The sequence below is a fragment of the Isoptericola sp. AK164 genome, from assembly GCF_029643425.1.
Classification (GTDB): Bacteria; Actinomycetota; Actinomycetes; order Actinomycetales; family Cellulomonadaceae; genus Isoptericola; species Isoptericola haloaureus.
This window is the reverse complement of the sequence record NZ_CP119106.1, coordinates 1611923-1631526: the sequence shown is the minus strand read 5'-3', so window position 1 is coordinate 1631526 and position 19604 is coordinate 1611923. Positions and strand designations below refer to the sequence as shown.

16 protein-coding genes and 2 pseudogenes are annotated in these 19604 nt (G+C 71.5%); 6 read left to right on the top strand and 12 right to left on the bottom strand.

Annotated elements, in window-relative coordinates:
• Position 1: 1 nt before the first annotated feature.
• Together mshC and uppP are read right to left on the bottom strand one after the other, a co-directional pair.
• Positions 2 to 1291, bottom strand: a complete 1290-nt coding sequence (mshC, locus tag PO879_RS07475; protein ID WP_278237280.1) for a cysteine--1-D-myo-inosityl 2-amino-2-deoxy-alpha-D-glucopyranoside ligase — start codon at positions 1289 to 1291, stop codon at positions 2 to 4.
• 19 nt (positions 1292 to 1310) lie between these two features.
• Positions 1311 to 2186: an undecaprenyl-diphosphatase UppP gene (gene uppP, locus PO879_RS07470; protein WP_278237279.1), complete on the bottom strand. Its 876-nt coding sequence runs from the start codon at positions 2184 to 2186 to the stop codon at positions 1311 to 1313.
• Positions 2187 to 2290: 104 nt separating this feature from the next.
• Between uppP and PO879_RS07465 the strand changes: the two genes are divergently transcribed.
• Positions 2291 to 3262, top strand: coding sequence for an aldo/keto reductase (locus PO879_RS07465; RefSeq protein ID WP_278237278.1), 972 nt, complete (start codon positions 2291 to 2293; stop codon positions 3260 to 3262).
• A gap of 9 nt (positions 3263 to 3271) precedes the next feature.
• On the opposite strand, the gene PO879_RS07460 is transcribed toward PO879_RS07465, so the two are convergent.
• Entirely contained in the window at positions 3272 to 3529 is a 258-nt protein-coding gene (locus PO879_RS07460; RefSeq protein WP_278237277.1) for a primosomal protein, read from the bottom strand.
• 73 nt (positions 3530 to 3602) lie between these two features.
• Here PO879_RS07460 and PO879_RS07455 point away from each other — a divergent pair, with 73 nt between their 5' ends.
• Genes PO879_RS07455 through PO879_RS07445 form a run of 3 tightly spaced genes read left to right on the top strand, consistent with a single transcriptional unit; the run spans position 3603 to position 5071 of the window.
• Positions 3603 to 3809, top strand: coding sequence for a DUF5703 family protein (locus PO879_RS07455; protein WP_278237276.1), 207 nt, complete (start codon positions 3603 to 3605; stop codon positions 3807 to 3809).
• 1 nt (position 3810) lies between these two features.
• A complete protein-coding gene (locus PO879_RS07450) occupies positions 3811 to 4587 on the top strand; it encodes a fructosamine kinase family protein (RefSeq protein ID WP_278237275.1) in 777 nt (258 codons plus the stop codon).
• Positions 4588 to 4591: 4 nt separating this feature from the next.
• Positions 4592 to 5071 (top strand): NUDIX domain-containing protein, encoded by a 480-nt coding sequence (locus tag PO879_RS07445; RefSeq protein WP_278237274.1) that lies wholly within the window; start codon positions 4592 to 4594, stop codon positions 5069 to 5071.
• On the opposite strand, the gene PO879_RS07440 is transcribed toward PO879_RS07445, so the two are convergent.
• From PO879_RS07440 to PO879_RS07400, 9 genes and pseudogenes are all read right to left on the bottom strand, one after another.
• Positions 5061 to 6404 carry a M20/M25/M40 family metallo-hydrolase gene (locus PO879_RS07440; RefSeq protein WP_278237273.1) on the bottom strand — a complete coding sequence of 448 codons (1344 nt, stop codon included), beginning with the start codon at positions 6402 to 6404 and terminating at the stop codon, positions 5061 to 5063. The genes PO879_RS07445 and PO879_RS07440 overlap by 11 nt on opposite strands.
• Positions 6401 to 8008, bottom strand: a complete 1608-nt coding sequence (locus PO879_RS07435; RefSeq protein WP_278237272.1) for an ATP-binding cassette domain-containing protein — start codon at positions 8006 to 8008, stop codon at positions 6401 to 6403. Before PO879_RS07435 ends, PO879_RS07440 begins: the two co-directional genes overlap by 4 nt.
• Before the next feature lie 229 nt (positions 8009 to 8237).
• The gene (locus tag PO879_RS07430) at positions 8238 to 9179 is read right to left on the bottom strand and encodes an SDR family oxidoreductase (RefSeq protein ID WP_278237271.1); all 942 of its coding nucleotides are present in this window, start codon (positions 9177 to 9179) and stop codon (positions 8238 to 8240) included.
• The gene (locus tag PO879_RS07425; RefSeq protein ID WP_278237270.1) at positions 9176 to 10096 is read right to left on the bottom strand and encodes a bile acid:sodium symporter family protein; all 921 of its coding nucleotides are present in this window, start codon (positions 10094 to 10096) and stop codon (positions 9176 to 9178) included. Before PO879_RS07425 ends, PO879_RS07430 begins: the two co-directional genes overlap by 4 nt.
• Entirely contained in the window at positions 10093 to 11463 is a 1371-nt protein-coding gene (locus PO879_RS07420; RefSeq protein WP_278237269.1) for an NAD(P)/FAD-dependent oxidoreductase, read from the bottom strand. Before PO879_RS07420 ends, PO879_RS07425 begins: the two co-directional genes overlap by 4 nt.
• A 105-nt stretch (positions 11464 to 11568) precedes the next feature.
• Positions 11569 to 12174: a GNAT family protein gene (locus PO879_RS07415; protein ID WP_278237268.1), complete on the bottom strand. Its 606-nt coding sequence runs from the start codon at positions 12172 to 12174 to the stop codon at positions 11569 to 11571.
• Positions 12175 to 12205: 31 nt separating this feature from the next.
• A complete protein-coding gene (locus PO879_RS07410; protein ID WP_278237267.1) occupies positions 12206 to 13354 on the bottom strand; it encodes an AI-2E family transporter in 1149 nt (382 codons plus the stop codon).
• Positions 13355 to 13794: 440 nt separating this feature from the next.
• A pseudogene (locus PO879_RS07405) lies at positions 13795 to 15063 on the bottom strand (ISL3 family transposase).
• A 1979-nt stretch (positions 15064 to 17042) separates the two neighbouring features.
• Complete coding sequence (locus PO879_RS07400; RefSeq protein ID WP_278237266.1) at positions 17043 to 17396, bottom strand: RHS repeat domain-containing protein; 354 nt, start codon at positions 17394 to 17396, stop codon at positions 17043 to 17045.
• Between PO879_RS07400 and PO879_RS07395 the strand changes: the two genes are divergently transcribed.
• Positions 17388 to 18044, top strand: coding sequence for a hypothetical protein (locus tag PO879_RS07395; protein ID WP_278237265.1), 657 nt, complete (start codon positions 17388 to 17390; stop codon positions 18042 to 18044). The genes PO879_RS07400 and PO879_RS07395 overlap by 9 nt on opposite strands.
• A gap of 105 nt (positions 18045 to 18149) precedes the next feature.
• Positions 18150 to 19298: pseudogene (locus PO879_RS07390) on the top strand (IS3 family transposase).
• The last annotated feature ends 306 nt before the right edge of the window (positions 19299 to 19604 follow it).

The window sequence follows — 19604 nt, the reverse complement described above, 5'->3', positions numbered from 1 at the left end:
GCTACAGCCGCACGCCGAGCAGGGCGTTGACGGCGCGGGCCACGACGCCGGGGGCACCCTCGGTGTCCTCGGCGGTGTCCCGTCCGGGCTCCAGGGCGCGGTCGGCCCAGGCGTCCACGGCCGCGAGCGCCCGCGGGGCGTCGAGGTCGTCGGCGAGCGCGGCGCGCAGCTCGGCCAGCGTGTCCTGCCAGGCCGGTCCCCCGTTGCCCGAGACGGCCTCCCGCCACCGCTCGAGGCGCGCCTGGGCGGTGGTGAGCAGGTCGTGGGTCCACTCCCACTCGGTGCGGTAGTGCTGCGACAGGATGCCGAGGCGCACCGCCATCGGGTCGACGCCGTCGCGGCGCAGCGCGGAGACGAGCACGAGGTTGCCCCGCGACTTGCTCATCTTGTGGCCCTCGTAGGCGATGAGGCCGGCGTGGGCGTGCGCGCCGGGCGCGGACCCGGCACCGGCGAGCATCCGCCCGTGCGAGACGGACATCTCGTGGTGCGGGAAGACGAGGTCCGAGCCGCCGCCCTGGACGTCGAAGGGCAGACCGATCCCGTCCCGGGCGATGACCGTGCACTCCACGTGCCACCCGGGGCGGCCGGTGCCGAGCGGGCCACCGTCCCAGGTGGGCTCGCCGGGGCGCTCGCGGCGCCACAGCAGCGGGTCCAGCGGGTTCTTCTTGCCCTCCCGGTCGGGGTCTCCCCCGCGCTCGGCGAACAGCTCGGCCATGGTGGCCTCGTCGAAGCCGGAGACCGCGCCGAAGTCGGGGTCGGCCGTCAGGTCGGCGTAGACGTCGCCCAGACAGGGGTCGTCGCCGCCGGCACCGGGTTCCATCGGGACCCGGTAGGCGGTGCCGTCGTCGAGCATCCGGGCGACCGCCTCGGCGATGGGACCGACGTACTCGGCCACACCCGTCCACGGGTCCGGCGGGACGACGCCGAGCGCCGTCATGTCCTCGCGGAACAGCGCCACCTGGTCCGCGGCGAGGTCGCGCCAGTCGACGCCGGTGGCGGCGGCGCGCTCGAGCAGCGGGTCGTCGACGTCGGTGACGTTCGAGGCGTACGTGACCTGCTTGCCGGCGTCGATCCAGGCGCGGTGCAGCAGGTCGAAGGCGACGTAGGTCGCGGCGTGCCCGAGGTGGGTCGCGTCGTAGGGCGTGATCCCGCAGACGTAGCTGCGCGCCGTCGGACCCGGAGCCGCCTCGACGAGGTGTCCGGTGGTCGTGTCGTGGATCCGCACCACGGGACGGTGACCGTCGGTGGGAGCAGGCAGCTCGGGGATCTGGGGGGTGGGCCAGGGTCGCACGGCCCCCAGAGTACCGGCGTCAGGCCGTGGTCCCGGCCGGATCGGCCTCCAGCACCCCCGTGAGAAGCAGCACGACGACGAGCGCCGCCAGGCCGTACCGGTAGTACACGAAGGGCTTGTAGGAGTAGGTCGAGACGATCTTCAGGAAGCCGATGAGCACGACGTAGCCGAGCGCGAAGGCCACGACGGTCGCGATCAGCGTGGGCCACCATCCCGCGGACCCGGGCGCCGGGTCGCCCCCGGCGGCCTTGGCGAGCTGGTAGAAGCCCGAGCCCAGCACGGCCGGGATCGCCAGGAGGAACGAGTAGTCGGCCGCGGCGCGCCGGGTGAAGCCCATCGCGAGACCGGCCGTGATCGTGCCGCCGGACCGGGACACGCCGGGGATGAGCGCCAGGGCCTGCGCGAGCCCGTACCCGATCGCGCGCTTCGGGGTCAGGTCCTCCACGGACCGGGTGCGCCGCCCGTACCGGTCGGCCAGGTCGAGCAGCACGCCGAAGATCACCAGCGTGGCGACGGTGATCCACAGGTTGCGCAGCGTCGTCTCGATCGCCTCGTCGAAGAGCACGCCCAGCACGACGATCGGCACCGAGCCCAGCGTGATGTACCAGGCCATGCGGGCGTCGGCGTCGTGGGCGCCGAACCGGTCGCGCCACGTGGTGCCGTGGTCGCCGCGCAACGAGGTCCACCACCCGACGCAGATGTCCCGGATCTTGCGGCGGTAGTAGAGCAGGACGGCGACCTCCGTGCCGATCTGGGTCACCGCGGTGAACAGCGCGCCGGGGTCGGCACCGCCGATCAGCTCGCCGACGATCCTCAGCTGTGCGCTCGAGGAGACCGGCAGGAACTCGGTGAAACCCTGGACCAGACCGAGGATGATCGCTTCCCACGCACTCACGAGCGGTCACACTACCCGTCCGGGAGCCCGTTCCCGGGCAGCGTCGCGGTCGGGCCCGGCGCGGTTCCCGGAACCGGACGACCGGCCCCGGTAGGGTCGCGGCCATGGAACGACGCCAGGTGGGGGGCTCGGGGCTGCACGTCTCGGCGCTGGGGCTGGGCACCATGTCGTGGGGCCGCGACACCGACGCGGACGACGCCGCGCAGATCCTGCGGGCCTTCCTCGACGGCGGCGGGTCGTTCGTCGACACCGCGGCCTCCTACGGGGACGGCGACGCCGAGCGGATGCTGGGTGCGCTCCTGGACGGCTCCGTCGCCCGCGACGACGTGGTGCTCGCCACCAAGGCCGGGGTGCGGCACGGGCCCCGGGGCACGCACCGGGACGCCTCGCGCGGCGGGCTGCTCGGCGAGCTGGACGCCTCCCTGCGACGGCTGGGCACCGACCACGTCGACCTGTTCCTCGTGGCCTGCCCCGACCCCGTCACGCCGCTGGAGGAGACCGTCTCGGCGCTGCGGCTGGCCGTGTCCTCCGGGCGGGCCCGCTACGTGGGGCTGTCGAACTTCCCGGCCTGGGCCTCGGCGCGCGCCGCGACGCTGCTGGAGGCCGGTGACGGGATCGGGCTCGCCGCCCTGGAGCTGGAGTACTCGCTGCTGCAGCGCGGGCTGGAGCGGGAGGTCGCCCCGGCGGCCTCGGCGCTCGGCCTCGGTCTGCTCGCCTGGTCCCCGCTGGGTCGTGGTGTGCTGACGGGCAAGTACCGGCGCAGCGTGCCGGCGGACTCGCGGGCCGCCTCGGACCGGCTGGCCGGGTTCGTCGAGACGTACGTCGAGGACGCCGGGGCGGCGGCGGTCGTGGAGGCCGTGGCCACGGCCGCGGACGGCCTGGGCCGGGCCCCGCTGGAGGTGGCGCTGGCCTGGCTGCTCGCCCGTGACGCGGTGGCCTCCGCCGTCGTCGGCGCCCGTACCCCGGCCCACCTGCGCGGGGCGACGGCGGCGCTGGACCTCGCGCTGCCCGCCGAGGTGCACGCGGCGCTCGACGACGTCTCCGGGCTGCCGCTGGGCTACCCCGAGCGGGCGTAGCCGCCCGTCTCAGCGCGCGCTGGCGTCGTCGTCCTCGTCGTAGTCGTCGTCCTCGTCGTCGTCATCGTCGTCGTCGAGGTAGAACGGCGTCACCTCGCTGTAGGCCTGGGCCAGGGCGTCCTCGTACACCTCGAAGGCGTCGGCGAGCACCTCGTAGGCGTCGTCCACGGCAGGGTCCTCGTCGCTCCGGCGGGACGACACCGCGTGGAAGTGCCCCTCGAGGGCGGCGACGAATCGGTCCAGCGCGGCACGCGGGTCAGCGGTCATGCTCCGACCGTAGCGCCCCGCACGGCAGAATGGGCACACGAGAACGACGGACGGCCTGATCGGGAGGCGACGGATGGCTTCGAGCTGGCGCACGCACGGGCAGTACGAGTACCGGGTGGTCACGATCGACCGGGGCACGTCCGTCCCGGACGCCCGGAGACAGCTCACCGAGGAGGCCGAGTACGGGCGCTGGGAGCTCGCCCGGACGCGTCTCTACATGGGCGGCGAACGCCGGGTGTGGTTGCGGCGCAAGATCATCAAGGCGACCTCCACGCTCTGAGATGGACGCCTTCCGCAAGTCCCGGCACGGCTCGCCGCCCGGGGTCTTCGCCACCGAGGCGGCGGGCCTGCGCTGGCTCGCCGTCGACGGCGGGCCGCGGGTGGCCGCGGTGCTGGACGTCGGCCCCGGGCACCTCGACCTGGAACGACTCGGGGCCGCCCGGCCGACCGCCTCCGCGGCCCGGTCGTTCGGCCGCGCGCTGGCCCGGCTGCACGACGCCGGAGCGCCCGCCTTCGGCGTCCTGCCCCCGGACGCCGGGCACGGCTGGTTCGGGCCGCTGGACGACCCGCTGGACATGCCGGCCGGCGCGTTCGAGGACTGGCCCTCCTTCTACGCCGAGGCACGGCTGCGGCCGGTCGTCGCCCAGGGCCGCGAGCGCGGGGTGCTCGACCGCCGGGACGCCGCGGCGATGGAGGCGGTGTGCGGGGCGCTGCCCGACCTCGCCGGTCCGCCGGACTCCCCCGCCCGGCTGCACGGCGACCTGTGGTCGGGCAACCTGCTGTGGACCGCTTCGGACGACGGCGGCACCGAGGCGGCGCTCATCGATCCCGCCGCCCACGGCGGCCACCGGGAGACGGACCTGGCGATGCTGACGCTGTTCGGTGCGCCGCACCTGGACGAGATCCTCGCCGGCTACGACGAGACCCACCCGCTCGCCGCCGGGTGGCAGCAGCGCGTCGAGCTGCACCAGCTCTACCCGCTGGCCGTGCACGCGGTGCTGTTCGGCGGCGGGTACGTCGACGGGACCCGGCGGTCGATGGCCGCGCTGGGCGGCTGAGACCGTGCCGGTCACCAGCGCCGGGCTGCTGTTCTACCGGCCGGGCACGGACGGGCCGACCGTGCTGCTGGCGCACATGGGCGGCCCGTTCTGGGCCCGGCGCGAGACCGGTGCCTGGACCGTGGTCAAGGGCGAGGTCGGCGACGGCGAGGACGCCCACGCCGCCGCCGTGCGCGAGGCCGGCGAGGAGCTGGGGCTGACGATCCCGGACCCCGTCGTGCCCGACGTCGACCTCGGGGAGATCCGGCAGCGCTCCGGCAAGCGGGTGCGGGCCTGGGGCCGCTGCTGGCCGGAGCCAGGACCGGACCTGTCGGCCGTGCGCAGCAACACGGTGCGGGTGGAGTGGCCACCCCGCTCCGGTCGCCACCTCGAGGTCCCCGAGATCGACCGCGCCGCCTGGTTCACACCCGACGAGGCTCGTCGCCTCCTGGTCCGCGGCCAGGACGCGCTGGTCGACCGGCTGGAGGCGGCGCTCAGCAGCTAGTGAGGAGCCGGTCCAGCACGCGGGTGCCGAACTTCAGGGCGTCGACCGGGACGCGCTCGTCGACGCCGTGGAACATGCCGGCGAAGTCCAGCTCGGCGGGCAGGCGCAGCGGCGCGAAGCCGTAGCCGGTGATGCCGAGCCGTGCGAGCGACTTGTTGTCGGTGCCGCCGGACAGCGTGTACGGCAGCACGGCCGAGCCCGGGTCCTCGGCGTGCAGGGAGTCCACCATCGCGTCGACCAGTCCCCCGCTGAACGGCACCTCGAGGGAGCGGTCGGCGTGCAGCCTCTCGATGCGCACGTGCGGTCCGGCCAGCTCGCGCAGCACCCCCATGGCCTCGGCCTCGTGGCCGGGCACGGTGCGCATGTCCAGGGCGGCGGTCGCCGTGCCCGGGATGACGTTCGCCTTGTACCCGGCGTCGAGCTGGGTCGGGTTGGTGGTGTGCCGCACGGTGGCGCCCACGAACTTCGCGGCGGGGCCGAGCGCGTCCACCAGGGCGTCGACCTGGTCCGGGTCGGCGCCGCCCTCGGGGTCGAAGGGCAGTCCGGTCAGGTCCGCCACGCCTCGCAGCAGCCGCTCGACGGTCGGGGTCAGGGTGTAGGGCCAGGCGTGCTTGCCGATCCGGGCGACGGCCGCCGCGAGCTCGGTCACGGCGTTCTCGTGGTTGACCTGCGAGCCGTGCCCGGCGCGGCCGTCGGCGACCAGGCGCAGCCAGGCCAGCCCCTTCTCGGCGGTCTGGACCAGGTAGGTGCGCCGGCCGTCGACGTCCACGGAGAAGCCGCCGACCTCGCTGATGGCCTCGGACGCGCCCTCGAACAGCTCGGGGTGGTTCTCGACCAGCCAGCGGGCACCGAGCACCCCGCCGGCCTCCTCGTCGGCGAACATGCCGATGACGACGTCGCGGGCGGGGCGGCGGCCCTCGCGCACCATCTGGCGCACGACCGACAGGATCATGGCGTCCATGTCCTTCATGTCGACGGCGCCGCGGCCCCACAGCAGGCCGTCGATCTCCTCGCCCGCGAACGGGTCGACCGACCAGTCGGCGGCCTGGGCGGGCACGACGTCGGTGTGCCCGTGCAGCACCAGCGCGTCCCGGGTCGGGTCGCTGCCCTCGAAGCGGGCCACCACCGACGTCCGTCCCGGGCGGGACTCGAACAGCTGCGGCTCGAGCCCGACGTCGGCCAGCAGCCCGGCGACGTACTCGGCGGCCTTGCGCTCGCCCGGGCCCTGGTTCTCGCCGTAGTTGGAGGTGTCGATGCGCAGGAGGTCCTGGCAGATCCCCACGACCTCGTCGGCGGCGGTGGGCTGGTGAGGGGCGGTACCGGGTGCGTTCACGAGGACACCGTACCCACCGCCAGCCGACCGTCCGGACGCAGCTCGACGTGGGCGTCGAGGCCGAGACGCTCCAGGAACGCCCGGTCGTGGCTGACCACCAGCAGCGCGCCCCGGTAGGACGACAGCGCCTCGACGAGGCGGTCGACGCTGGCCAGGTCCAGGTTGTTCGTCGGCTCGTCGAGCATCAGCAGCTGGGCGGGCGGCTCGGCGAGCAGCAACCGGGCCAGGTGCACCCGGAACAGCTCCCCGCCGGACAGCGTGGCCACCGGCCGGTCGACCTGGGCGCCGCGCACGAGGAAGCGGGCCAGCCGGCCGCGCAGGTCGCCCGGGGCGACGCCGGGTGCCCCGGCGCGGACGGCGTCCAGGACGGTGGCGCGGGGGTCCAGGACGTCGAGGCGCTGCGGCAGGTAGCCCACCCGGTCGGTGCACAGCCGGCCCGCGGGCGACGGCCCCGCGAGCAGCCGCTCCAGCAGCGTCGTCTTGCCGACGCCGTTCGGTCCGGTCAGGGCGACCCGCTCCGGCCCGGCGAGGACCACGTCGCGGCCGTCGGCCGAACCCAGCACGGCGATCCGCCGGGACGCGGGGACGTCGGGGTCCGGCAGGTCGACCGTGATGCGGTCGTCGTCCCGGACCGCGCTCCGGGCGGTCTCGACGGCGGCGCGCGCCGTGCTCTCCGCGGCCTCGGCCGCCCCGCGCCGCGCACCCTGCGACTTCTCCGCGCTGTTGCGCCGGTCGTTGATCGCCGCCTTGACGAACTTCGCGTTGGCCGCGTCCTTGCGCCCCTGGCGCTGGGAGTGCGCGACCCGTTCGGCGATCTTGATCCGTTCGCGGCGTTCGCGGCGCCAGGTCTGCTCGGCGTCGCGCACCGACCGCACCGCGGCCTCCTGCTGCACGGCGAGGTGCTGCTCGTACGCGCTGTACGGCCCGCCGAACGTCGTCAGCGACCCGGCCCGCAGCTCGGCGGTGGCGTCCACGAGCTCGAGCAGCGCGCGGTCGTGGGAGACCACCACCAGGGCGCCGCGCCAGGTGCGCACGAGCTCGGCGAGCCGTTCCCGCGCATCGGCGTCGAGGTTGTTGGTCGGCTCGTCCAGCAGCGCCACGTCCGGCCCGCGCAGCCGCAGCCCCGTGACGGCGGTCAGCACGGCCTCGCCGCCGGACAGCGTGCCGACGGTACGGTCCAGCGCGCCGCCGGTGTGCGGCAGGTCGACGGCCGCGAGCGCCGCCACCGCCCGCTCCTCGACGTCCCAGGCCTCGCCGACGGCGTCGAAGAGCTCGGGGCGCACGTCGCCGTCGGTGATGGCGCGCACGGCGTCGACGGCGGTACGGACGCCGAGCAGGTCGGCGACCGTGGCGCGGGTGTCGAGGGTGAGGCGCTGCGGCACGGAGCCGGCGGTGCCGGCCACGGAGACGCTGCCGCGGGTCGGCGTCAGCCCGCCGGCGATCAGCCGCAGCAGGGTGGACTTGCCGGTGCCGTTGTCGCCGACGAGGCCGGTGCGGCCGCGCGGGAACGTGCCGGTGACGGCGTCGAGCGCGGTCGCGCCGTCGGGCCAGGTGAAGGTGAGGTCCTGCAGGACCACGGCGGGGCTGGGGGCGGGTGCAGGCATGGGTGGCTCCCGGGGGACGTGGCGGTCCGCGCCGACGTCCCGTGCCCGCCGGGAGGTGCACCGGTCCGGGTGCGGGCGGGCAGGGGTCAGCGCGAGGTCGTCGGACCGTGCGCCGGGTCGGTCACCTGCTCGCCTTCCGTCCGTCCCCTCTCACACGCGGCCTGCCCGCGGGGACTCCCGAGCAGGGTGGCACGCCGTCGCGCCGTGCCGCCACGGTTTTTCGTCCCCGTCATCCGCGCACGGTCAGCCACTGCTCGAACGCCTCGCGGCTGGTGTACCGCGGGGTGTAGCCGAGCTCGGTGCGCAGCCGGGTGTTGTCGAGCACCGGGCGGTAGCGCAGGAACCCGACCCGTTCGGGGCCGTGCACGGTCAGGCGCAGCGCCCGGCCGACGCGCAGCGCCCCGGCGAGCAGCGGTGCGGGCAGGTCGAGGGTGCGCTTGCCGAGCCGGTCGGCGATGTCGGCGACGGTCATGCGTCCGTCGCCGCAGACGTTGAACGCCCCCGTCGCGGTCCCTGTGGCCCCGGCGACGATCGCGCCGGTGACGTCGCCGACCCAGGCGAACACGAACGGGCCCTCGGAGCCGCGCACGCGGACCAGCCGCGGCGCGTCCCACAGGGCGGTGATCTGGTTCGCCACGCCCGGGCCGAGGATCGTGCCGATCCGCAGGATCACCTGCTCGAGGTCGGGATGGTCGCGGCGGTGGTCGGCGAGCATCTCCTCCACGAGCCGCTTGTGCCGGGAGTAGGTGAACTCCTCGTTGCCGCGCACCGGGTCGGTCTCGCGCAGCGGCACCGGGTTGTCGGCGTGGTAGCCGTAGGCGGCGCCCGAGGACGAGATCACCACGCGCCGCACTCCCCCGGCGACGCACGCCTGCAGCACGTGGCGGGTGCCGTCGACGTCCACGCGCCGCTCGGTGTCCTCGTCCAGCGTGCCGGGGTTCACGATCGCGGCGAGGTGCACCACGGTGTCGACCCGGTGCTCGACGACCGCGTCCCGCACGGCGTCGGCGTCCGTGACGTCGAGCGTGACGGCGGTGACGCCGTCGGGCAGCGTCGCCGGTGCGCGCAGGTCCGCCGAGACGACGTGCGCGACGTCGTCCCGGTCCGCGAGCGCCGCGACGGTGTGCGACCCGAGGAACCCCGAGCCGCCCGTGACCAGCACGCGCCTCATGCCGACACCTCCTGCGTCTGGCGGGCGCGGGTGCGCCGCGCCCAGAGGGTCGCCAGCGTCAGGCCGGCGATGATGTCCCAGATGCCCCACCAGCCGGCCACGACCGCCATCCCGCCGATGCCGTCGAAGAACGTCATCACCAGGCCGAGCCCGAGGGCGGCGTTGCGGATGCCGACCTCGAACGTCACGGCCTTGCGCTCGCGGGTGTCCAGCCGTCCGGCGCGGGCGGCGGCGTAGCCGAGGGCCAGCGCGACGGCGTCGTGCAGGAACACGGCGACCAGCACCACGCCGACCCAGGCGACGAAGACGGCGAAGTTGCCGGCCAGGGCCGCCACGACGAAGCCGATCAGCGCCAGGATGCTCACGACGTGGACGGGGCGGTGGGCCTTCGCGGCGACGGCGGGCCAGCGGGTGCGCACCAGCAGGCCGAGCGCGAAGGGCACGCCGATGATGAGCACGATGTCGAGCATCATCTCCAGCGGGTCGAGGCTGACCTCGGCCAGGATCTCGCGGCCGGTGGGGTGCAGGCTGCCCCACAGCGCGATGTTCAGCGGCATCGCCACCAGGTACAACGCGTTGCCGACGGCCGTCAGGGACACCGACAGCGCCACGTTGCCGCCGGAGCGGTAGGTGAGGATCTGCGAGACGTTCCCCGGCGGGCAGCACGCGACGAGGATCATGCCCATCGCGATGGACGCCTGGACGCCGAGGACGAGCGTCAGCACGAACGTGACCGCGGGCAGCAGCACGATCTGGGCCACCAGGGCGAGCACCGCCGCGCGCGGCGCCCGGCGCAGCACGCGGAAGTCGGCCGGCGAGGTGTCCAGGGCGATGCCGAGCATGATCAGGGCCAGCACCACGCTGAGCGCGACCATCGACCCCGGCGAGAAGTTCACGACGACGTCGTCGATGTTCATCGCTCGCTCCGGTTCGTCGTCGGGGCGACGAGCTCGTCCGCGAGCCGGCGCACGGTACGGCGGTAGGCGTCCTTGTTGACGTAGTAGCTCATCCGCTCCAGGCCGAGGTAGCGGTAGCCCCCGGTCAGGTCGGGCCATCGCTCGCCGACCCGGCGCTGGAACGCCGCGACCCGGTCGCGGGCGGCGGCGTCGCCGTCGGCGCTGGCGGCGTCGGCGGCGAGGTACCGCGCGACGAGCTCGGCCTGCTCGGCACGGCCCTGCCAGCCGATCCCGGAGGCCTCGAGCATGCCGACGACGAAGAGCCCGTTGAACGACGGCGGGACGATGTTGCAGAACAGCTCGGGCGCGGTGCCGGAGCCGGGGCCGTCCCAGGAGAGGTGCTTGGGGTCGACGAACGGGTAGTCCAGCTTGTACCCGGTGGCGAGCAGCACGAGGTCGTACTCCCCGCTGGTGCCGTCCACGAAGTGCACGGTGCGGCCGGCGAACCGCTCGATGTCGCGGCGCACGCGCAGGTCGCCCTGACCGGCGTGCTGCAGCACGAGGGAGTTCACCACGGGGTGGGACTCGTAGATCTTGTGGTCGGGCGCCGGGAAGCCGAACCGCTGCGGGTCGCCGTTGAGCAGCGTCAGCACGCGGGAGTCGACGGCCTGCTTGATCCGTGCCGGCAGCGGGCGGCCCTGGTTGAGCGTGTCCGTGGGGCGACCGAGCAGGTACCGCGGCACGAACCAGTACCCGCGCCGCACCGACAGGTCGACGGACGCGGCCCGGTGCACGGCGTCGATGGCGACGTCGCAGCCCGAGTTGCCGCCGCCGACCACGAGGACCCGCTTGCCGGCGAACACGTCGGACCGCTTGTACTCGGACGAGTGCAGCAGCTCGCCGGTGAACTCGCCGGCGAAGGTCGGCACGTTCGGTTCGGCCAGGGTGCCGTTCGCGACGACGACGTGGCTGAAGCGCTCGCGGTGCGTGGCGCCGTCGGGCCCGGTGGAGCACACGTCCCAGCCGGCGCGGCCGGTCGGGTCGCCGTCGCCGGGCTCGACGGCGGTGACCCGGGTGCCGAACCGGTAGTGGCGGCGCAGGTCGAAGGCGTCGGCGTACTGGTGGAAGTAGCGCAGCAGCTCACGGTGGCTCGGGTAATCGACCTGCGTCGACATCGGCAGCTCGGTGAACTCGGTCGTCGTGCGCGAGGAGATCAGGTGGGCCGACTCGTAGACCGTCGAGCGCGGGTTGTCGATGTCCCACAGCCCTCCCACGTCGTCGTGGGCCTCGAAGCCGGTCAGCGGCACCCCGTGCCGGTCCAGGGCCCGGGCGGTGGCCAGGCCGGACGGTCCGGCTCCGATGACCGCGACTCGCCGTTGCAGCGTCATTGCGTCAGCACTCCTCCTGCTTTGCCGCGCCGTGGTGTGTCGCGACATCGCAGGAGTGTACGACCCGCGCGCGGGCGCCTTGCCCAGGAGGTGCTCAGGATTCGTTCAGGAAGCAGCGGAATCGTAAGGCCAGGGTTCGTTCGGCTCCCGCGGGTCGCCCGGCAGCAGCGCCCCGATCCAGTCGTCGCGCAGCTCGCCCCGCTGCACGCCGTGGCGCCGCATCGTGCCCTCGAACCGGAAGCCGAGCTTCCACGCGACCCGGCGCGAGGGCCAGTTGCCCACGAAGGCGAGCCACTGCAGGCGCTGCAGCCCCAGCCCCTCCGCGTCGAGCGCCCAGTCGGCGACCAGGCGACCCGCGGCCGTCGTCAGGCCGCGGCCCCGCGCATCCGGCGCGGTCCAGTACCCCAGCTCACCCGTCAGCGGTGTCCCGTCCGGGTGCCGCGCGGTGACGGTGACGCCCATCATGCCCAGCACCGGGCCGTCGGCCCGGCCGGGCGCGCGCACCGCCCAGGTGAAGTCCTTGTCCTGCGCCCAGCCCTGGGCCACGTATCCCCGCACGAATCCCTCGGCGTCCTCGCGCGAGTAGGGCGACGGCACGGTCGTCCAGGACGCGATCTGCTCATCGGTGCACACCGCGGCGATCCGGTCGACGTCGGCGTCCGTCGGGACGGAGAGCAGGACCTCGGGGCTGCGCAGGACGAAGGGCTCCATGGCGGGATCCTGCCACGGGCGACGGGCCAGGTCAGGCCCTTTCCGCGCCGTCCGCCCCGGGGGCGGTGCCGGCGCTGTCGTCGTCGGCCGGGTCCGGGGTGGCCAGCGCCCCGGACGGGACGGGGACGGGTCTGTCGCCGCGCAGGGTGGAGAACACGGTCCAGGCCACGGCCACGAGCGGGACGGCCACCACCGCACCCAGGAGACCGGCCAGCACGGTGCCCGCCAGCACGACCACGGCGACCACGACCGGGTGCAGGGACACCTGCTTGCCCATGATGAGCGGCTGCAGCACGTGCCCCTCGAGCTGGCCGATGGCGGCGATGCCGAGGGTGACGATGAGGGCGGTGATGAAGCCCTCCGCCGCGAGGGCGACGACGGCGGCGATGATCATCGCCAGCGGCGCGCCGATGAGCGGGATGAAGGCGCCGATGAACACCAGGACCGCCAGCGGCGCCGCGAGCGGCACGCCGAGGATCATCAGCAGCACGAAGGCCAGGATCCCGTCGATGAAGGCGATGATGACGGTGCCGCGGGCGAAGCCGGAGAAGGTGTACCACCCGGCCCCGGCGGCCTCCACCCAGCGGGTGCGGTGCGCGGAGGGCACCTGGTGCAGGAACCAGTGCCACATGCGGTCGCCCGAGTGCACGAAGAAGACGGTGAGGAAGATCGCGAGCGCCGCGACCATGAAGCCCTCGATGACGGACCCGGCGCTCTCGGCCGCCTGACCGACGAGGTTCTCGGCGTTGTCCGCGACCCACTGCTGACCGGAGTCCAGCCACTCCTGGAGCTGGCCCGCGCTGATCGACAGGCCGAAGAGCCCCGTCTCCAGGAAGTCGAGGATCTGCTGCACGCCGGTCTCGAACTGTCCGCCGAGCTCGGTCCACTGCCCGGCGACGGACGCCACGACGTAGGCCATCAGCCCGCCGAAGAGGACGACGCCGGTCAGCAGCGCGAGCGTCGTGGCCAGCGCGCGGGGCATCACCCGGTCGTACAGGTCCGCCAGCGGCCGGAAGACCGAGGTGAGCACCAGCGCCAGGAAGATCGCGAAGAAGACGAACTGCACCTGGGCGGTGGCGTACACGACCAGCGACACCGCCACGACCAGGGCGACCAGCCGCCACGACCACCCGGCCGCGCTGCGCAGCCACTGCGGGACGTTCTCCCTCGCCTCGGCCACGACGCTCCTTCCACCTGGGTCGTGACCAGTCTGCTGCGCCGTCGGGCTCAGTGCACGGAGAACCCGCCGTCGACGTGGATCGACTGGCCGGTCACGGGGGGCTCACGCCAGGAGCGAACCAACCGGCACCCGACCGGACCACGACGTCACCCCGAGAACGTCGAAGGCCCCCGGTCGTGGAACCGGGGGCCTTCGACGTCGCTGTCTCAAACGAGTGTCCGGAGGGGGACTTGAAACCCACTTCGACGTAGCCTTGACCAGCCGGAACAGTCGCTGACCTGCACGGAACCGGTAGCCGAAGCCCCTTATTGGGCTCTCAATGGTCTGCAACTGTTCCCGGCGGGAACACGTGCGTCGGAAAGCTCGCCGACGCACGTCCGGGACGAGGCAATACACTCGCGACTCAGCCCTCTTATCGGGCTCTTCGCAGTTGAGGGGGGTCACGGGGTGAGTCCGCCGGCGACGAGGAGCATGCGGAGGCGGTAGTTGTCGCGGTTGCGGAAGCCGCGGGCGATGCGGCGTGCGAGCTCGATGAGGCCGTTCACTGCTTCGGTGCCGCCGTTCGAGGAGCGGTCGGTGGTGAATTAGGCCAGGAACGCGGTGCGCCACTTGCGCAGGGTGCGGCCGAGGCGGGCGATCTCGGGGATCGGGCACGACGGCAGGGAGGCCAGGACGCGTTCGGCCAGACGTCGCCCTTGGGTCAGGTCCTTGAGGCGGTAGGCGGTGCGGATCTGCTGGGCGGCCTGCCAGGCGACGAGGACTTCGTCGTGGGCGTCGTCGGCAGCGATCGCACGGTTCAGTCTGTTGACCTGCCGTTCGGTGAGTCGTTCCGGGGCGGCGCGCAGGATGTTGCGGATCCCGTAGAGCGGGTCGCCGGCCCGGCCGCGGTGGCCGAGGGTGGCCTGCTGGACTCGGCGGCGGACCTCGTCGATGGCCTGGCCGGCGAGCTTGACCACGTGGAACGCGTCCAGCACCGCGACGGCGTCGTCGAGCTGGTCGTCGATCGCGTTCTTGTAGCCGTGGAACGGGTCGAGCGTCGCGATCTGGACCCGGTCACGGAAGTCCTTGCCGCGGGCGTCCAGCCAGGCCCGGTAGACGGTGCCGGAGCGGCCGGGCACCAGGTCCAGCAGCCGGGCGCGGGTGCGGCCCCGGTCGTCGCGGGTCAGGTCGACCATCCCGGTCAGCTCCTTGGGACCTCGCTGCCTCGGGCTGACGTGGTGCCACACGTGCTCGTCCACTCCCAGGGTGGTGACACCGTCGAACCGGGACTCGTCGCCGGCAGCATCGACGAGCACGGCAAGGACCGCGGTCCACACCGTCGCCCACGAGACGCCGAGCTGACGTGCCAGGCCCGCGACCGAGGCGTTCTCGGCCCGCAGCTGGGCGATCGCCCAGGCGATCGCCCGACCGGTCAGAACGGCCCGCGGTGCGGCGACCCCTGGGCTCTGCTCGGTGAACGAGACGACCTCACAGCCCGGGTCCGGGCAGACCCAGCGCCGCTTGCGCCACCGCAGCCGGACCGGGCGGCCGAACGCCGGGACATCGACCAGCTCGACCACCCGGCGCCCCTTGGAGGCGGCGACCACTCCGCACGCCGGGCAGCCCATCACCGCGGGCGCCGACTCGACCGCCACGACGAGCCCGTCGTCGTCACGGTCGACGTCGATCACGTGCAACGACTCGAGCCCCACCAGGAGATCGCAGCGCACGCAATACGGATCAGCAGATGCCGGATCAGGGCAGGACGACCGACAGGCCGTAGGCTCGGACACGTCGAGGCCTCTCTGGAACAGGATGCTTGGTCGCTCCCGATCCTGGAGGCCTCGACCCTTACCCAGCCATCACCACCGGCGCCCGGCGTGTCACCGAGGCACCCCCCTCATCCGCGAAGAGCCTCTTATCGACTGGTACCGCCGTTGACACCATCGTCTCCTGACGAAGCACGACAATCGGCTGGCCCGAATTGAACAATTATGCGATAGTGGGCCCCAAGTGTAGCCGCTACACGAGAAGCGCCAAATGCAGGCTTTCCGATAGTGTTAGGCGAACGAATAGCCTGACTGCCCTCATGATCCGAGGAGCAAGAACTAGCCAGAGAAACTCGCGACAGCGAGACCACAAGCCACTATGCCTGGAAACGCCACAAAAAGAGCGCTCACCTCGACCAGAGACAGTCTACGAATTTGCTTTTGGGCACTATTTTGCCCATTGGTGGCGCCCCCGAGCTGACCAAGTTGTACGTTAAGATCCCGGACGACGAGGTCGACTCTTGACTCGCGACTCAGCATCGACGAGGTGTTCGCACGCTGAACCGCCCACAGTCTGATGGCTCTTCCGCCAACGAGGACTACCTCCACTCGATCAGAGGCCACAAACTTGTCGACAGCCTCCCATGGAATGTTGTAGTCATAGATCAGGTTGCGCGAGTATAATTCCGTCGCCCTCGCTTCAATTCTCCCGCCGCCAAGGAGCACGTAAAACCACCAAGTCGCCCAAAACACGGCAGCAAAGATCCATCGATCTAGGCTTCCATCTAGCGCAATCACCAGGAATGTAAGCCCCCCGAAGAGCACCACAAAGAACCTACACCAGAAGCGCCCCGCACGCGAGATGCGATAGACTCTCCGTCGATCCGCCATTCAACATCCTTCTCTTTACATAATGAGTCAGGAGTGCGGCACGCTTACCCTCCGTAGGCCATAAAGGAATCTCGCACCGTAACTGCCGACATCCCCAAACCTGTAAGCCCAGTGGCTGCGTTGACGGCCCGCCATCGTCGCTCGCGACCACCTGCGTGGTGGCATGCGGACGAGCCTGACCCGCACCCGGCTGACTGTACGTCGAGACCACGTCCCCGCCCTGTGGCGCAACCTCAGCGTCACGGCCGGGATCGTACACCGAGTCGAGATCCTAAAATTTCGTTGGTTCGCTCCTCCTTTCCTGGCGGCACCAGGATTCTAGGACCATTCAGGCGAAACGATGCCGACTTCGACTCGATCCGAATTTGAGAATGCGTAGCCCAGCGAGACCACTCAGGGAACCGATCTCCGCCCGAAACATACAATGCGATCAGTTCACTGCATGGAATACTCAGTTCACTCCGCGGCCATCGCGATATGAACACACTGCCGCCACGTTGAACAACTCGCGTTGTACCGGCCACCGCAATCCAGATCATTGCTCGAACACACGAGAGCAAGAGTCCAACCATGAACACAAACAGTGCGGCAAGAACTGCTTCGCGCCCATCGCCAACGACGACGATGAATGCCGCGATACTGGTAGAAACCAAGAATCCAGCGAGAACCGGGCGGAACGCTACTCTCTTCTCGGAGCGAACGATCAGGGACACCCCGGCACTCCTAAACAAAGGACGAGATCACGACGGCTAGGGCGCCAGCCAGAATTGCTGCGACGCCTCCTACCTGCCAACAATCCACCACCCTAGAATGATGCACGCAAGGGAAAGGTAGCGCACAAGTTCGCGCCCGCGACGAGGGTTAATAGCCAAATGCGCAGCACCGAGGCCCTCCTCGTACTCCCGATCGTGCTTTACATCCGAAACATACAAGCTCCACCATGCCACTGAGCCTGCTCCTACAAGGAAGATACCCATTGGTGTCACCTAATTCGAACGGTCCTCCAGAACGCTTTCCGACCAGAAATTGCCGGGCCGCAACCGAAGCTTCTATAACAGGGCGCAGTACCCGATCACCGTCGTAGTGTAAGCCTCGCCGTCCTCGAACCGCACCGACGACGTCAACTGCCCCTTGGCCACCGTGTCGTAGGACCACTGCGCACGCAACACACCACTCGGACTGTCATCGCGCAACGCCGTCCGACGCCCCAGCCGGTCATAGGTGTACGCCACCGTCTGACCGCGCGCATCGGTAGACGTGACCACGTTACCCAGACTGCCATACCCGACTTCTGCCATGTTGATGGGGTCGGTCGTGGTGTAGGGCTGTGACCTGGGCGGATGCGTGGTGCTCGGCGTCGGAGGGGACACCACGGGGCACCATAGGCTGGTGGGATGGCTCATCCACGGGTGCTGAAGCGGGCGAACGGGACCCGTCAGGTGCAGATCTCGTGGGGCAAGGTCGGCGGCAAGCGGAAGATCGAGTACGTCGGTTCGGGGCGCACGGACGAGGAGGTCGAGCTGCTCCTGGTCGAGGCGCGTGAACGCATCAACGCCGGCCAGGGCGCTCTCGAGCTCGGGCTGAGCGAGGAGCGCCGGGCGGGTGAGCCGTTGGAGGAGGTCGGCTCGCAGATGCAGGTGCTGTGGGACGCGCTCGATACGGCGTTCCGGGCGCTCGGGTTCGACGAGGCCGCCGACGACGACGTGTTCCGTGACCTTGTCCTGGCGCGGATCATCGAGCCGACGTCCAAGCGGGCCGCGATCGAGCGGGTGCTGCCCGAGATCGGCGTGCCGCATGCCTCGCATCGGACCGTGGCCAGGCGCCTGCGCCTGTACTCCGCCGAGGGGTTCCGCGACTCGCTCGCCGCGGCGTGCGCGCGGGCCGCACGGTTGGGGCCGGCGAGCTTGGTCATGTTCGACGTCACGAACCTGTGGTTCGAGACCGGCACCGAGGACGAGTTCCGCATCCCGGGGTTCTCCAAGGAACGCAGGGTCGAGCCGCTGATCCAGATCGGGCTGTTGACCGACGGGGTCTGCCCCCGGTTTGGTTGACGATCGGGGTGAATCGCCCTGGGTCTGATGGAGGTGGTGTGTCCCGCGTTCGGTGGAGTCGGATTACTGGATTCTTGTGCCACCTGACCCTGTAGGAGGGGCCTCGTGGGACGTCGTGGGTACCCGCCGGAGTTCCGGCGCAAGGTGTTGGACCTGCTCGAGTCGGGCCGCAAGGTCGCGGACGTGGCACGCGATCTGGAGATCAGCGAGCAGACGATCTATGTCTGGCGGCGCCAGGACCGCATCGACAAGGGCCTCGAGCCGGGCCTGACCAGTACGGAGAAGGCCGAGTTGACCGCGGCCAGGAAGCGGATCGCCGAACTGGAGACCGAGCTGGCGATCCACCGGCGTGCGAGCGAGCTGCTGGGCAAGGTGGTGCCCCCAAAAGGCGGTTCGAGGCAATCGCGGTGATGGCCGGCGAGGGGCTGCCGGTCCAGCCCGCGGCGCGGGTGCTGCGCTGCTCGGAGTCCGGCTACTACGCCTCGCGGGTCCGGGCACCTTCGGCCCGCCACATGCGGCACGCCCTGCTGACCGAGACCATCCGCACCATCCACACCGCGTCTCGGGGCGTCTACGGCGCCCGGCGGGTGCATGCCGAGCTGACCAAGGGCCACGGCGTCCAGGTGTGGCACGGCACCGTGGAGATGCTCATGGCGCGTGCTGGCCTCAAGGGCGTCGGTGGGCGACCGAAGTGGCGTCGCGCCCGCCCGGACCTGATCTCGAGCGACCTCGTCGATCGGCAGTTCGCCCGCGATGGCGTGAACGAGCTGTGGGTCACCGACGCCCGCCGTGCACCCGACCCGGGAGGGCAAGGTGTACTGCACCGTCGTGCTCGACGTGTGCTCCCGGCGGGTAGTCGGGTGGTCGATCGATTCCTCGCCCACCGCGGCCCTGGTAACCAACGCACTCGGCATGGCCATCGAGAACCGCCGGCCACCGGCCGGGACGATCATCCACTCCGATCACGGAGTCCAGTTCGGATCCTGGGCCTTCACCACCCGGGCCAAGGAGTCCGGCCTGGTGCCCTCGATGGGATCAATCGGCGACTGCTACGACAACGCCGTCATCGAGAGCTTCTGGTCCCGCATGCAGGTCGAGCTCCTGGACCGACGTCGATGGCGCACCCGCCTGGAACTGGCGAACGCGATCTTCGAGTACCTCGAGATCTTCCACAACCGCCAACGTCGGCACTCCGCCCTCGGCTGGCTGACACCCGTAGAGTTCGAGAACACAGCAACGATCACCGTGGCCTAGATTCCAGCAACCCGACTCCACGGAAGCCGGGGCACACCACGAGCCTCCAACAAACCCAGGGCGATTCAGGACGGGCTCCGTTCACCGTCTGGTCATGTCATGGATCGTCCCGGTGCTGCAGCACCGTGGTCTCGGAGCCGACGAGCGTCGCCGGATCCGGCTTGGTCGAGCCAGGTCCACCTGCAAAGTCACCTGGCTGGGCGGGCGTCCTGGAACGCCCCCCTCAAGGGCGACGGCCCGCCTTGACCCCATCACGCCGTCGGGCCACGTCCCCTCAGGCCACACAGCCTGACGACGGCGTGGACC